This window comes from Caproiciproducens sp. (assembly GCF_053840905.1).
Genome location: NZ_JBNLXQ010000004.1, coordinates 139,843 through 153,918, shown reverse-complemented (window position 1 = coordinate 153,918; position 14,076 = coordinate 139,843). Strand labels below are relative to the sequence as shown.

The following is a 14,076-nucleotide window of genomic DNA, read 5'->3' as shown; positions in this document are numbered from 1 at the left end:
AGGATACAATGGCTTATTTTGATCAGGAACCGCTCGTCATCGGCGACCTTGTGGCCCCTACCCCCGTCGTGCAGGGGGGCATGGGGATCGGGATTTCCCTTTCCGGGCTTGCCTCCGCCGTGGCGAACGAGGGCGGAATCGGCGTGCTTTCCGCCGCGGTCATCGGCATGATGCGTCAGGCCGGCCCCGGAGCGCGGGACAACATTGCCGCGCTCCGGGAGGAAATCCGCCGGGCGCGCGCAAAGACCAAGGGCGTGCTGGGCGTCAACGTGATGGTTGCACTGAGCGACTTCGGCGAAATGGTGAAAACCTCCGTGGAAGAGGGCATCGACGTTATTTTCGCGGGCGCGGGCCTGCCACTGAACCTGCCCTCGTTTGTCGAAAAGGGTTGTAAAACCAAGCTGGTGCCGATCATTTCCTCCGCCCGCGCGGTCAGGACGATCGCGAAATGGTGGAAGGAAAAATATGATTACACCCCCGACGCGTTTGTCGTCGAAGGGCCCATGGCCGGCGGGCATCTGGGCTTTCATAAGGAACAGATCGACGACCCCGGGTACCGGCTGGAAAAGCTGGTGCCGCAGGTCATTGAGGCGGTCCGTCCGCTCGAGGAGCAGGCGGGGCGCAAAATCCCCGTGATCGCCGCGGGCGGGATTTTCAGCGGCGCGGATATCCGGCGCTTTTTCGATCTGGGCGCTTCCGCGGTGCAGATGGCGACCCGCTTTGTGGCCACCGACGAATGCGACGCGGACATCGCCTTTAAAAACGCCTATGTTGCCTGTAAAAAAGAGGATATCGGCATTATCCAAAGCCCCGTGGGCATGCCCGGGCGCGCCATTGTGAACGGGTTCCTTCAGCAGGCCGCACAGGGGGAGAAGCACCCTGCCGGCTGCCCGTTCCACTGCATTATTACCTGCAAGCAGAAGGAAAGCCCCTACTGCATCTCCATGGCGCTGATCAACGCCGGCAGGGGCAGGATGGAAAACGGCTTTGCGTTTATCGGGGCGAACGGTTATAAGGTGAAGGAGATCGTATCGGTCAAAAAGCTGTTTGAGACTCTTTCAGAGGAGTACCGGCAGAGTAAAGACGGCGCGCTTGCCGCAGTAAGAGAGGATTCAATATGAGAAGAGTGGTTGTTACCGGGATGGGCGTGATTTCGCCCGTCGGAAATACCGTGGAATCGTTCTGGGACAGTCTGGCCGGCGGCCGGAGCGGAATCGATTTTATCACGAAATTCGATACAGCCGATTATAAAGTGAAAATCGCGGCGGAGGTCAAGGACTTTGACCCGCATGACTATATGGAAAAGGGCGAAATCCGCAAAACGGACCTGTTCGCGCAGTATGCCGTTGCCGCAGCCGCGCAGGCGGTGGAGGACAGCGGAATCCTCGGCAAGGTCGAACCCGAGCGGTTCGGCGTTTACGTCGGTTCCGGAATCGGCGGCATGAGCACCTTCATCAACGAGTGCGATAAGCTGCTGAAGGGCGGGCCGAGGAAGGTTTCCCCCCTCTTTGTCCCGATGATGATTTCCAATATGGCGTCGGGCAATATCGCGATCAAATACAACGCGCAGGGTCCCAGCCTTCCGGTCGTGACCGCCTGCGCGACCTCCACCAACGCGGTGGGCGAAGCGTTCCGTTCCATCCGTTTCGGGTACGCGGACGTCATCCTTGCGGGCGGCGCGGAAGCGACCGTCAACCCGCTCGCCATCGCGGGCTTTACCAACTGCATGGCGCTCTCCGCCAAAAATATCCCTGAGGAATCCTCCATCCCGTTCGACAAGCGCCGCGACGGTTTTGTCATGGGCGAGGGCGCGGGAATTCTGGTGCTGGAGGAATATGAGCACGCGAAGGCCCGCGGCGCGAAGATTTACGCGGAAGTCAGCGGCTACGGCAACACCTGCGACGCGCACCATATTACGGCTCCCCACCCGGAGGCCGTCGGCGGCGCAAGAGCGATTTCCCTCGCCATGGAGGAGGCCGGGCTGCAGGAGGAGACGGAAATCTATATCAACGCGCACGGTACGGGGACTCCCCTGAACGATAAATCCGAAACCGTTGCGATCAAAAAGGCGCTGGGCGACAGGGCGTACCGTGTCTGCATCAGCTCCACCAAGTCCATGACCGGCCACATGCTCGGCGCGGCGGGCGCGGTCGAGGCGATCGCCTCCGTGCTCGCGCTCAAAAACGGGCTGATCCCCCCGACCGTCGGCTACCGCGAAAAGGACGAGGACTGCGACCTTGACTATGTGCCGAACGCCGCGAGGGAGAAGGACGTCAGCGCCGCGCTTTCCGTTTCGCTGGGCTTCGGCGGTCACAACGCCTGTATCGCCCTGCGAAAATACCGCGGCGAATAGGACCTGAATGTGGAAAGGACTGGTTTTGGTTTGGATATTCAGCAAATCAAGGAAATCGCGGAGACCATGCGCGAAAACGGGCTGACTTTGGTCGATATCACGCAGGACGGGGCCTCCCTCCGGCTGGAGCGGAAACCCGCCAGCGCCGGGGCTCTCCCCGTTCCAACCGCCGCTCCGCCGCAGATCGCGGCTGAGGCGGCGCCCGCCCCCGCAAAGGAATGCGGCGGCGTGGAAGTGAAATCGCCGATCGTCGGCGTGTTTTACGCCTCCGCTTCCCCCGATTCGGAGCCGTACGTACAGGTCGGCAGCCGCGTGAAAAAGGGCGACACGCTCTGTATCATCGAAGCCATGAAGCTGCTCAACGAAATCAGCGCGGAGTGCGACGGGGAAATCACCGAAATCTGCGCGGCCAGCGGCCAGGTCGTGGAGTACGCGCAGGTACTGTTCCGGATCAGGTAGGAGGTTTTTATGAACAGAGAAGAAATCATGAAAATGATTCCCCACCGGGAACCCATGCTGCTGGTTGACCGGGTGGAAAAAACCGGGGAAACAACGGCGCAGGGAAGTTATACCGTCAGGGGGGACGAATGGTTTTTAAAGGGGCATTTTCCCGGAAACCCCGTCGTCCCCGGCGTGATCCTGTGCGAAATCATGGCGCAGGCATGCTGCATCCTGATCGGGGATAAAATCAACGGCCGTACGCCGTATTATACGGGACTGGATAAGGTGCGCTTCAAGCACACGGTCCTGCCGGGGGATACGCTCACGGTCGAGTGCAGCCTGACAAAGGAAAGAGGCCCTTTCTGCTTTGCAAGCGCCAAAGGCTACGTGGGTGAGCAGCTGGCGGTTTCCGGCGAGCTTTCCTTCGCGCTGGTCGGCGGCTGACAGGAAAGGAAGGCTGAAGCTTGTTTTCTAAAATATTGATTGCCAACCGCGGCGAAATCGCCGTCCGCATCATCCGCGCCTGTAAGGAGATGGGGATTTCGAGCGTAGCGGTTTTTTCGGAGGCGGACAGGGACTCCCTGCACGTCAGCCTTGCGGACGAAAGCATCTGCATCGGCCCCGCGCAGGCGAAGGACAGCTATCTGAATATGAGCGCCATCCTCTCCGCCGCCGTGGTAACGGGCGCGCAGGCCATCCACCCCGGTTACGGGCTGCTGTCCGAAAACGCGGACTTCGCGTCGCTCTGTGAAAAATGCGGCATCGCGTTCATCGGGCCGACCGCCGACCTCATCCGCAAAATGGGCGACAAGGACGCGGCGCGCAAAACGATGCGCGCGGCCGGGGTCCCCGTTGTGCCGGGCTGCGACCTTCTTGACGACCCCGCTTTGATTCAGCGGGAAGCCGACAAAATCGGGTATCCCCTTCTGGTCAAGGCCCGCGCGGGCGGCGGCGGCCGGGGAATCCGCACGGTCAACGGCGCCAGGGAGCTGAAAAACGCCTTTGCCGCGGCTTCCGCGGAAGCGCAGAGCGCGTTCGGCGACGGCGCGGTCTACATGGAAAAATATCTGTTCCCGGTAAAGCATATTGAAATGCAGATTTTATGCGACGGCTACGGGAACGTCGTCTGCCTGGGCGAGCGGGAATGCTCCGTCCAGCGCAAACGCCAGAAGCTGCTGGAGGAAAGCCCCTCCCCCGCCGTCGGCGCGGAAACGCGCCAAAAAATGATGGCGGCGGCGGTAAAAGCGGCCCGGGCGGTCAAATACGTCAACGCCGGTACCATCGAGTTTTTGATGGATAAAACCGGGAATTTCTATTTTATGGAAATGAATACCAGACTTCAGGTGGAGCATCCCGTAACGGAGATGGTGACCGGGATCGACCTTGTGAAGTGGCAGATCCGGATCGCGTCGGGCGTTCCTCTTTCCTTTAAACAGGAGGATATCAAGATCGAAGGCACCGCGATCGAGTGCCGCATCAACGCGGAAAATCCGCGTGACGGATTCCGTCCCAGCTGCGGCACCATCTCCTTTCTGCATATTCCGGGCGGACCGTGGGTCCGTTTTGACACGGCCCTGTATCAGGACTATACCGTCCCGCCGTTTTACGACTCCATGATCGGCAAGCTGATCGTGCACGCCAAAACGCGCGAGGAGGCCATCCGCAAAATGCAGGCGGCCCTGTGCGAGCTGGTGATCGAGGGCGTGGAGCACAACGCGGAGCAGCAGATGGATATCCTGGGCGACAGCGAGTTTATCGCCGGCGATTATTATACCGATTTGATCGAGAAACGGGGGAACGTTCCGTGCTGAAAAAAGAATTTTTCCGCAAGCCGAAAAACGAGCTTGAAAATTACAACAAGCATTTTAAAACAGTTTCGCCGGATGTTCCGGGAGAAATGTGCGTGTTGTGCCCCTCGTGCAAACAGACGCTTTTTACGGGCGCGCTGAATGAAAACAGCAATGTCTGCCCGAAATGCGGGTATCATTTCCGTATGAACGCCCGCCAGCGCATCAGTATGCTGACGGATGAGAATACCTTCGAGGAGCTTTACGGCGGCATACTTTCCAAAAATCCGATCGATTTTCCCGGCTACCCGGAAAAAATCAAGCACGCAAGGCTGGAAAGCGCCGAAAAGGAGGCCGTCGTCTGCGGCACCGCCCGGATCGGCGGAAACGGCTGCGCGCTGTTCGTCATGGAGCCCCGCTTTATGATGGGCAGCATGGGTACGGTGGTAGGCGAGAAAATCACGCGGATTTTCGAGTACGCCCGCGATCATTCCCTGCCGGTCGTCGGCTGCACCGTTTCCGGCGGGGCCAGAATGCAGGAAGGCATCCTATCGCTGATGCAGATGGCCAAAACCAGCGGGGCCGTCAAGCTGCACAGCGACGCCGGGAACCTGTACATCGCCGTTCTGACCGACCCGACCACCGGCGGCGTGACCGCCAGCTTTGCCATGGAGGCCGACATCATCCTTGCCGAGCCGAACGCGCTGATCGGCTTTGCCGGGCCGCGCGTGATTGAGCAGACCATCCGCCAGAAGCTGCCCCCGGGCTTTCAGCGGGCGGAATTTCTGCTGGAAAAAGGCTTTGTCGACGCGATCGTCGAACGGAAGAACCAGAGAAAGCAGATCGCCAGGCTCCTTTCCCTGCACACGGGGAGGGAATGCGGATGAGCGCTTACGACAAGGTGGCCGCCGCCCGGGCCAAGGGCAGGCCGACGGGGACGGATTTTATCGCCAATATCTTTGAGGACTTTGTCGAGCTGCACGGCGACCGCCGTTTCGGCGACGACAGGGCCGTCGTGGCGGGCATCGCCCGACTGAACACCATGCCGGTGACGGTGGTGGCTCTGGAACGGGGACACGATACCAAAGAAAAGGTTTTCCGCAATTTCGGTTCCGCCCATCCGGAGGGATACCGCAAGGCTTTGCGCCAGATGAAGCTCGCGGAAAAATTCGGCCGCCCCGTGGTGTGCTTTGTGGACACCTCCGGCGCGTTCTGCGGCATTGCCGCGGAGGAACGCGGGCAGGGGCAGGCGATTGCCGAAAACCTGATGGAAATGATGACGCTGAGGGTCCCGGTCGTCTCCGTGCTGATCGGTGAGGGCGGAAGCGGCGGGGCGCTCGCGCTCGCCGTTGCCGACGAGGTCTGGATGCTGGAAAACGCCGTCTACTCCGTCATTTCCCCCGAGGGGTGCGCCAGCATCCTGTGGAAGGATTCCTCCAGGGTGAAAGAGGCGTCCGAATGCCTGAAGCTCACCGCGCAGGACCTTCTGGAGCTGAAGGTGATCGAGCGCGTCGTCGGGGAAAGCGGCAGGAATTTCCACAGGACCTATCTGGAAATCAAACAGGGCCTGTGGGAAACGTTTGCAAGAAACAAAAAGCTTGACCCACAGGAGCTGATCCGGAAACGCTACGAGCGCTTTCGCGGCATCGGCTCCGGACCCGCAGGGACCTTGCTGGTCCGTTAAACGGCTGGATAATACCTACGTTCGATTCAACGTGTCACTGTCTGCGGACCGTCAGCTCTGCCCTCAGGCCGGGCAGGCCCCTACTTTCGGTTCTTGTACGAAAGTAGGCAAAGTACGCGCAGGGGGATTTTTAATTCCCGGCGGGAGGGTTCCATAAAATCCCCCTGCACCCCCAGGTATCCCCAAGTGCCTTTATAAAATACGAAACTTGCATGGGTTTCATTGACGGCGATACGAAAGCCTGGTTCGGCTTCTTTTGTCTCCTTCTTTGAGGAAGTCGAATAAAAACGCACCCAGAGAACTTGAACCGCTTAGACAAAGTAAAAACGCGTCCTGATGGGCTTTGAAAGCCTGGTCAGGACGCGTTTTTATGCCGATAGGATTATTCGTACCGCAGGGCTTCGATCGGGTCGAGCTTTGCGGCCTTGTTCGCGGGGTAGTAGCCGAAGAAAATGCCGATGACCATGGAGAAGCCCACGGCGACCGCAATGGAAGAGAGGGTGGGATAGGCTGCCTGCTTCAGCAGCAGCCCGCCCGCGTAGCCCAGGCCGGCGCCCAGAATGATTCCGAAAATACCCCCGATCAGGCAGATAATCATGGACTCCACGATAAACTGGGTGCGGATGGCGCTGTCCGGCGCGCCGAGCGCCTTGCGCACGCCGATTTCCCTTGTGCGCTCCGTGACGGACACCAACATGATGTTCATGACCCCGATGCCGCCGACCAGCAGCGAAATGGCCGCGATAATGGAAATGGCAAGGGTCAGGGTGCCCATCATCGAATTCATTTCGGAAATTTGGGATTCCAGGCTCATAGCAAAGCATTGAAAGAATTTATTTTTGGTATAAAAAGTGTTGAAGAAATTCTGCGTATCGTCGGCGAACTGGGTATAATCGATTCCGCGCGCGGCCATGACCGTCAGGCTCTGATATCCGTCGTCGTCGCCGGTCAGCTCCTTTGCGGCCGTTACCGGAATGTAAAAGGTGGTACGCGTGTCCTGCCGCATAAACATGGAAGAGGAAGCTTCCTGATAAACCCCAACGACCGTGTAGGTCTTATATCCGTAATTGGTCTCCATGCGGATCTGCTTGCCGATCGGGTTATCGGCCGAGCCGTACAGCTCCGCAGCCAGCCGCTCGGAGATCACGGCGACCTTGCTGACGCGCTGCTCGTCTTTTTCGGCGATAAACCGGCCGCGGATCACGGTGATGTTGTCGACCAGCATCGAGCCTTCATTGACTCCGGAAAGGGAAACGTTGGACGTTTTGTGGCCGTTCTTGATTTTGCCGGTCCCCGCGCTTGCGCTCAATCCGATTGCGGTGATCTTGTCGGCGTATTTCTTTTGGTATTTCGCGATCATATCGGTTGCAATATAATCGTCTTTCGTCATGGCGGAGCCGCCTCCGCCGCCTTCCTTGCTGGAGAGATAAACCGAAATATTGGTAATGCCGAAATTTGCAAGCGCGTCGTTGACGGAGGTGGTCATCGCGTTGCCTACGGAGGTGATGGCGATGACGGAGCCGATGCCGATGATAATGCCCAGCATGGTGAGCAGGGCGCGCATTTTATTGGAGATCAGCCCGTTAATGGCAAGAGAAATATTTTCAAGCAGATTCATGATTTTCCTCCTGAAAAACAGGCTGGTTGTCTTTATCGCTCTGGATTCTGCCGTCGTGGATCGTGATGATCCGTTCGGTTTCCATCGCCAGCTCGTTGTTGTGGGTAATCAGGACGATCGTCTTCCCCTGCTCCCGGTGGAGCTTGTGGAACAGGTCCATGACCAGGCGGCCCGTGGTGCTGTCCAGCGCGCCGGTCGGCTCGTCCGCGAGGATGATCGAGGGGTCGTTCGCCATGGCGCGGGCAATGGCGATCCGCTGCTTCTGTCCGCCGGAAAGCTCGTTGGGCATATGCTTTGCGCGGTCTTCCATCTCCACCATTCTTAAAAGCTCCATCGCATGGTCGGCTCTTTTTCTGCCCGGCATCCCCGCGTAAAGCATGGGAAGCTCCACGTTGCCCAGCGCGGTGGAACGCGGGATCAGGTTGAAGGTCTGAAAAACAAACCCGATTTTCTTGTTGCGGATTTGCGAAAGCTCGTTGCTGCTCATCCTGCTGATCGGCACGCCGTCCAGGACGTAGTCGCCGGCGGTCGGCCGGTCCAGCGCGCCGATGATATTCATCAGGGTGGATTTGCCCGAGCCGGACGCGCCCACAATGGAGATAAACTGCCCTTCGTAAATATTCAGGCTGATGCCGTGCAGGATTTCCAGCTCGTTGGGCGTCCCTATGTAAAAGGTTTTGACGATATCGTGCATATCGATGACAGTATTCATGGCCTCATACCCGCCGCTCTGAGTCCGAGTCCGACGCTGGATTCGGTTTGTTCCGCCGCGCCGGTCGGCTTGACGGTTTCACCCGGTTTCATCCCTTTTCCTTCGGAAATGATCTGCATGCCTTCCTTCAGCCCGTCCCCGGAAATCTCCTCCTGTGCGTCCGTCTCGATTCCCGTTGTGACGGTGACGGCCTGCACCTGAAAGGTGCCGTCCTTCTGCGGCACGGCGGCGTAGACGACGCTCTTTCCGGAGGCGTCGGCGGATACCGCGTCATACGGCACCGCGAAAACGTCCTTCTTCTGTTCCAGAATGATGTCCGCGCTTCCGTTCATGCCGATTCTCAGGGGGGTATCCTTTGAGGTGATCAGAACGTCGGCCTCAAATTCGGCGTCGTTGCTGCTGGCGGCTTTGCCGTCGGCTCCCTTGACGGAAGCGGGGGAAATCCTTTCGAGCACGCCCTCAAATTCCTGCTCGGCGATCGCGTCGGCCTTTACGGCTACCTTCATGCCTTCTTTTACGCTGGTGATGTCGTACTCCTTGATTTTCACGGTCATTTTCAGCGCGCCGGTGTCCTCTATTACAAACAGCAGGCCGCCTGCGGGAGCGTTCTGTACCGCGTAAACGGCGGTGACCGTGCCGGAAGCCGGAGCGGTGACCGTGCACTTGTCAAGCTTGGTCTGCAGCGCCTGCAGCTCTTTTACCGACGCCGTGTCGTCGGCGGAAAGCTTCGAGGTAACAATGTCGTCCTGCGCGGTTTTCAGGTCCTGATTGACGGAGGTCTGCGTCGCCGTGAGCGACTTGACCGCGCTGTCATACACGGCCTGCGCCGCCGCGGTCGATTTGGCGTACTGGCCGCGCTCCTCGTCCGCGGCGGCCGCCACGGCGTTCAGGTTTTTCTGCGCGTTATCGTAGGAAAGCTGGGCGGATTCCATGGCGTTTCTGTACTGAGACAGCTGATATTCATATTCATAGACGCCGTCCATGTCGTCCTTATATTCTTTTTTATAGTTGTTATATGTTTTTGTTGCGTTGTCAAGCTGAAGCTTGGCGCTGCTCTGCGCCTGCTTGGCGGAAAGCAAAGACGTGTTCAGGTTTTCCTGAATATGCTTTTCCGCGTCGCTTTGTTTCTGCTGTGCGTTTTCCAGATCGCGCCTGGCGGCGTCCACTTTGTCCTGCGCGGCGTTGATCTGCGCGTTCAGCCCCGCGTTCAGAGTGCCGGAAGCATCGTTGTATTTTTTCTGGCTCGCCTGTATTTTCTGATAAGCCAGCTTCGCGCTGCTGCTCAAAACGGCCTGCTTTTGCGCGATGGTATCTTCCAGGTCCCTGGAATCCAGCCTGCAGAGCACGTCGCCGGCGGCGACGCGGTCGCCGACCTCCACGGGCAGCGTTTTGACGGAATAGTTCAGATCCGTATATACTTTTACGGAGTCGGTGCTTTCCACCACTCCGGTCGTACCGACGGTGTTGCGCAGCTCGGTTTTGCTCAGGGGGGTGCACTGCACCGTTGGTACCGTGGAACTTTTTGGCAGAAAAGCGTTGACCGCAACCGCGGCGACAACAATCACAGCGACGGCGATCAGAATGATCTTTTTCCTCTTTTTCTTCACAGTGGTAAGTCACTCCTTCGTTTGTGGAACAAAAAGAACGTTGACAGTTCTATCCATTATGTACTATTTAATTAATACAATCATACAACCAAGGGGCAAAAATGTCAATATTAAGACTATAGGAATTCCGTGGAAAAGAGGTTAAATAATTGTGAAAAGAAATGGTGTATTCTGTGAACAATTACAGGCGGGGGCCGTCCAGAAGCTTCTGCCCCCCGGGCAGCTCCTGCTTTTTTCCGGTGCTTCTCTCCGCGGAGAATTCCGTCATGCAGCTCCAGTAGCGCTTTGGCATATGGCTCATCCGGCACTTCGGGTTGTGGCGGCCCCGCACCTCGATGGTGCGGTAGAAAAGACGCCAGAGTTCCCGGAAGGAACGTTCCTCCTCGTCCGGTTCGGGCATCTGGAAATCGTCCGCGGAAATGATTTTGGAGCGGTAGGGCTGATAGATCAGCGCCATGGCGTGCGTGCGGTCGTAAATCAGAAAGCGCTCCTCCGGGTATCGTTCCCGGAAATGTGGGGCCAAAAGGGGCAGCACGAGGTTTTTGGGTTCGATCTCGGCGGCCAGCGCGCCGTTAAAGACGGAAAAGCGAAGGAAGCCCTTCAGCAGGTGCGCTTCGTTGGTCAGGTGTTTGACCGCTTTCAAGAGCGTGTTTACCACGTCGTCCGCCAGCATATTCATCACCCGGGGACCATAGGAAAAGCCCATGCGGAGAAACAGCAGGATGGAAAGTTCTTTCCGTGGCAGGCACGTCAGATAGGCATGGCGCACGAAGTCCAGCGCGTCGTTTCCCATTTTTTGAGGGATGGAAGCCAGCACCCGGGCCGATTTTACGGGATCGGTCACGATTTCCCTTTGCGGCAGCAGAACGGTCTGCTCCGTGTCGGGCGAAAAAATGTCCGCGGGGATTTCACGTTTTTCGTAACTCTCAAAGACGCAGCATAAAAGCCCGTCAAAGCTTCCGTCGTAGCAGTAAATCAGATTTGGGCGGTCAGGCATTTTCGTATATCCTCCTGTGTCAGGCGCGGCTGTTCGAACAGGGAAAGCTGCTCCGGCTCAAAGCCCGCGCCCTGCTGGTACAGGCCAAGCGCGGTGTCGGACATCAGCGAGCGCAGCGCGGCGTCCTGCGTAATCTTCAGCCCGTCCGCAATTTTTCCGCCGCAGGTAATGAAGTACTGCGCCCGTTTCAGCACGACGCCCAGCTTTTTCAGCCCGTCGAAATCCAGCGGCCCGGTACGCCGGGCGGTGACGATGCGTTTGGCGCCGGTCACGCCGATTCCCGGCACGCGCAGCAGCTCCGAGTACGGGGCGCGGTTGATTTCCATGGGGAAACGCTCCATATGATTGAGCGCCCAGTTGCATTTCGGGTCGATATAAGGGTTAAAGCTCTGGTGGCCGGCGTCCAGGATTTCATTGGCGGAAAAACCGTAGAACCGCAAAAGCCAGTCCGCCTGGTACAGGCGGTGCTCCCGCAGAAGCGGGGGCTTTGTGTCCGTGGGGGGCAGCAGGGCGCTGTCGGAAACGGGCATATAAGCGGAAAAGAAAACGCGTTTCAGCCTGTATTTTTTATAAAGGCCCTCGGTCAGGTTCAGAATCTGAAAATCCGTCTCCGGCGTGGCGCCCACGATCATCTGCGTGCTCTGTCCGGCGGGGGCGAATCTGGGGGCGTGCCGGTACCGGACAAGGTCGGTGGTGTTTTCCTGAATCCGGTTCTGAATATATCCCATGGGTGCCAGAATGGAATGCTTCGATTTGTCCGGGGCCAGCAGCTTCAGGCTGCTCTGGGACGGCAGCTCGATGTTGACGCTCATGCGGTCGGCCAGCATCCCCAGACGGGAAATCAGCGCGCTGTCCGCGCCGGGGATGGCCTTTGCGTGAATGTATCCCGAGAACCGGTACTCCTCCCGCAGGATCCGCAGCGCCTCGATCATCTGCTCACAGGTGTAGTCCGGGTTCCGCTGAATGCCCGAGCTGAGGAAAAGCCCTTCTATATAATTGCGGCGGTAAAAGCCGATGGTCAGCTCCGCCAGCTCGCGCGGGGTAAAGGAGGCGCGGGGCGTATCGTTGGAGCGGCGGTTCACGCAGTACTGGCAGTCGTAGGTGCAGGCGTTGGTCATCAGCACCTTTAAAAGGGAGATGCACCGCCCGTCCGCGGCGAAGCTGTGGCAGATGCCGCAGGCGGTGGCGTTCCCGATCCCGCCGCGCGAAGCCTTTTTGTCCACGCCGCTGGAGGTGCAGGCCACGTCGTACTTTGCCGCGTCGGTCAGAATTTTCAGTTTATCGAAGACGTCCATGTCTTTCAGCTCCTCTATGATGGGGTCCGTTTCTTTCGGCGCCTACTTGCGGCGATGTGTTCATGAAGCAGGGAAACTCCTTCCGATGCGCCGGGCACGACGCCTCCCTCACGGAGGGAGGCAAACCCCGTCCGTATCCCTTCGTCAATGAAAAGCACAGTGGTATCGTATCTCACAGAGACACTTTGGGGATACCTGGGGGTGCAGGGGGATTTTGGACCTGCCGGTCCGGGATGCGCCTACGGCGATGCTTCCAGTCGGCTTATGTTCAATCGAAGTCTGATGCTCCGAAACTCCCTTCGGCGCGCCGCTTCCCTTACGGAGGAAAGCAGGGGTTCGGCTTCCTTCCAGGACTTTGCTCCATCATAACACAGAACATATGTTCTTGTAAAGACAGGGAGAAAAAATTTTTGAGCGGCGAAGCTTTTCAAACCCAATTTCAGTTTTTGCAAGCTGGAAAAATGAGTGCTCTTAACCGTAATGTTTCGAAAGCTATCGGCCCTGTTTTTGACCTTGAAGAGCGGATATTTACACAGAAGAAAAAATAAAAATCCTGTATGGAAGGGAATTCTTTGACTAATATTCCTATATATTATATAATGAATGCAGATATTATAAGAAAATCAGGCAAAATCGGACGGGTTTTGAAGAAAAAAGACAAAAAGTTTCATAAATTTATTTTTTAATAAAATCTATTGACTTTTGAAAGTTAATGATATAATATTAAAACACAACGAAAGGGAGAGCATTATGCTTACTGTAGAAAAAAAGAACCTGATCCTTTCCATGCTGCAAGAAAAACCGGTCGTAACCGTACCGGAGCTGAGCCGGGCGCTGGAAACCTCCGAGGTGACCGTACGCAAGATCCTGAATGAGCTGGACGGGCAGGGCCTTTTAAGACGTACCCGCGGGGGCGCGGTCAACATCTCCACCATTCGTGAATTTGAAGAAAAAGAAAAAGAGAAGAAGAACACGGGCGAAAAACGGGCGATCGCAAAAAAAGCCTATGAGTGCATCGACCCCACGGACACCGTTTTTATCGACGCCGGCTCCACCACGCTGGAGCTTGTCAAGCTGATTAAAAACGGCGGCAAGCGCGGGATTGTGGTGATTACCAACGCGCTGAACATCGCGTTTGAGCTTCTGGACGCCGACGATATCGAAATCGTATTTGTCGGGGGAAGCGTGCGCCACAAAGTAATGTCCTGCGTGGGCGGGTTTGCAGAAAATACAATCAACAGCTTGTGCATCGACAAAGCTTTTATCGGATGCAACAGCATTACGGTTGAAACAGGGATCACAACCGCAAGCCTGTATGAAGCGCAGATCAAGCAGTGCGTGCTCAGGGCCGCGCGCGAAACCATACTGATCTCTGATTCCACAAAATTCGGTCATACGTCCATGGCGAAGGTATGCCCGATAAAAAGTATTACCACCCTGATTACCGACAATCAGATTTCACAACAATTAAGAAATAAAATCGAGGGTACGGGAGTGGACCTCGTGCTTGTCGAACCGGAGGAGAAAGGAGAATGAGCGTAAGAAAACAGAATCAGCGTGATCGTGGTTAGAAAGAAAAAAA

Annotated in this window: 14 protein-coding genes; 9 read left to right on the top strand and 5 right to left on the bottom strand. The window is 57.2% G+C overall.

Annotated features, from left to right (window positions below):
* Positions 1 to 8 precede the first annotated feature (8 nt).
* Genes ACQGQ5_RS05475 through ACQGQ5_RS05445 form a run of 7 tightly spaced genes read left to right on the top strand, consistent with a single transcriptional unit; the run spans position 9 to position 6,265 of the window.
* A complete protein-coding gene (locus ACQGQ5_RS05475; RefSeq protein WP_455735545.1) occupies positions 9 to 1,121 on the top strand; it encodes an NAD(P)H-dependent flavin oxidoreductase in 1,113 nt (370 codons plus the stop codon).
* The gene (gene fabF / locus ACQGQ5_RS05470) at positions 1,118 to 2,353 is read left to right on the top strand and encodes a beta-ketoacyl-ACP synthase II (RefSeq protein WP_455735544.1); all 1,236 of its coding nucleotides are present in this window, start codon (positions 1,118 to 1,120) and stop codon (positions 2,351 to 2,353) included. Before ACQGQ5_RS05475 ends, fabF begins: the two co-directional genes overlap by 4 nt.
* Positions 2,354 to 2,383: 30 nt before the next feature.
* Positions 2,384 to 2,812, top strand: a complete 429-nt coding sequence (accB, locus tag ACQGQ5_RS05465) for an acetyl-CoA carboxylase biotin carboxyl carrier protein (protein WP_275714951.1) — start codon at positions 2,384 to 2,386, stop codon at positions 2,810 to 2,812.
* A gap of 9 nt (positions 2,813 to 2,821) precedes the next feature.
* Entirely contained in the window at positions 2,822 to 3,238 is a 417-nt protein-coding gene (fabZ, locus tag ACQGQ5_RS05460; RefSeq protein ID WP_275714949.1) for a 3-hydroxyacyl-ACP dehydratase FabZ, read from the top strand.
* A gap of 20 nt (positions 3,239 to 3,258) precedes the next feature.
* The gene (accC, locus tag ACQGQ5_RS05455; protein WP_455735543.1) at positions 3,259 to 4,605 is read left to right on the top strand and encodes an acetyl-CoA carboxylase biotin carboxylase subunit; all 1,347 of its coding nucleotides are present in this window, start codon (positions 3,259 to 3,261) and stop codon (positions 4,603 to 4,605) included.
* Entirely contained in the window at positions 4,599 to 5,468 is an 870-nt protein-coding gene (gene accD / locus ACQGQ5_RS05450; protein WP_455735542.1) for an acetyl-CoA carboxylase, carboxyltransferase subunit beta, read from the top strand. The genes accC and accD overlap by 7 nt, the downstream gene beginning before the upstream one ends.
* The gene (locus ACQGQ5_RS05445) at positions 5,465 to 6,265 is read left to right on the top strand and encodes an acetyl-CoA carboxylase carboxyltransferase subunit alpha (RefSeq protein ID WP_455735541.1); all 801 of its coding nucleotides are present in this window, start codon (positions 5,465 to 5,467) and stop codon (positions 6,263 to 6,265) included. The genes accD and ACQGQ5_RS05445 overlap by 4 nt, the downstream gene beginning before the upstream one ends.
* Positions 6,266 to 6,647: 382 nt before the next feature.
* Here the strand turns inward: ACQGQ5_RS05445 and ACQGQ5_RS05440 are convergent, their stop codons facing one another.
* The 5 genes from ACQGQ5_RS05440 to ACQGQ5_RS05420 all read right to left on the bottom strand — a co-directional run bounded on the left by ACQGQ5_RS05440 (position 6,648) and on the right by ACQGQ5_RS05420 (position 12,494).
* Positions 6,648 to 7,883 (bottom strand): ABC transporter permease, encoded by a 1,236-nt coding sequence (locus ACQGQ5_RS05440; RefSeq protein ID WP_455735540.1) that lies wholly within the window; start codon positions 7,881 to 7,883, stop codon positions 6,648 to 6,650.
* The gene (locus tag ACQGQ5_RS05435; RefSeq protein WP_455735539.1) at positions 7,870 to 8,595 is read right to left on the bottom strand and encodes an ABC transporter ATP-binding protein; all 726 of its coding nucleotides are present in this window, start codon (positions 8,593 to 8,595) and stop codon (positions 7,870 to 7,872) included. The genes ACQGQ5_RS05440 and ACQGQ5_RS05435 overlap by 14 nt, the downstream gene beginning before the upstream one ends.
* Entirely contained in the window at positions 8,592 to 10,202 is a 1,611-nt protein-coding gene (locus ACQGQ5_RS05430) for an efflux RND transporter periplasmic adaptor subunit (RefSeq protein ID WP_455735538.1), read from the bottom strand. The genes ACQGQ5_RS05435 and ACQGQ5_RS05430 overlap by 4 nt, the downstream gene beginning before the upstream one ends.
* A 181-nt stretch (positions 10,203 to 10,383) precedes the next feature.
* On the bottom strand, positions 10,384 to 11,199 hold the full coding sequence (locus ACQGQ5_RS05425; protein WP_455735537.1) for a TIGR03915 family putative DNA repair protein: 816 nt from the start codon (positions 11,197 to 11,199) through the stop codon (positions 10,384 to 10,386).
* Positions 11,178 to 12,494 (bottom strand): putative DNA modification/repair radical SAM protein, encoded by a 1,317-nt coding sequence (locus ACQGQ5_RS05420; RefSeq protein WP_455735536.1) that lies wholly within the window; start codon positions 12,492 to 12,494, stop codon positions 11,178 to 11,180. Before ACQGQ5_RS05420 ends, ACQGQ5_RS05425 begins: the two co-directional genes overlap by 22 nt.
* Positions 12,495 to 12,904: 410 nt before the next feature.
* Here ACQGQ5_RS05420 and ACQGQ5_RS05415 point away from each other — a divergent pair, with 410 nt between their 5' ends.
* Positions 12,905 to 13,042, top strand: coding sequence for a hypothetical protein (locus tag ACQGQ5_RS05415; RefSeq protein ID WP_455735535.1), 138 nt, complete (start codon positions 12,905 to 12,907; stop codon positions 13,040 to 13,042).
* A 202-nt stretch (positions 13,043 to 13,244) separates the two neighbouring features.
* Positions 13,245 to 14,030: a DeoR/GlpR family DNA-binding transcription regulator gene (locus ACQGQ5_RS05410; RefSeq protein ID WP_455735534.1), complete on the top strand. Its 786-nt coding sequence runs from the start codon at positions 13,245 to 13,247 to the stop codon at positions 14,028 to 14,030.
* The last annotated feature ends 46 nt before the right edge of the window (positions 14,031 to 14,076 follow it).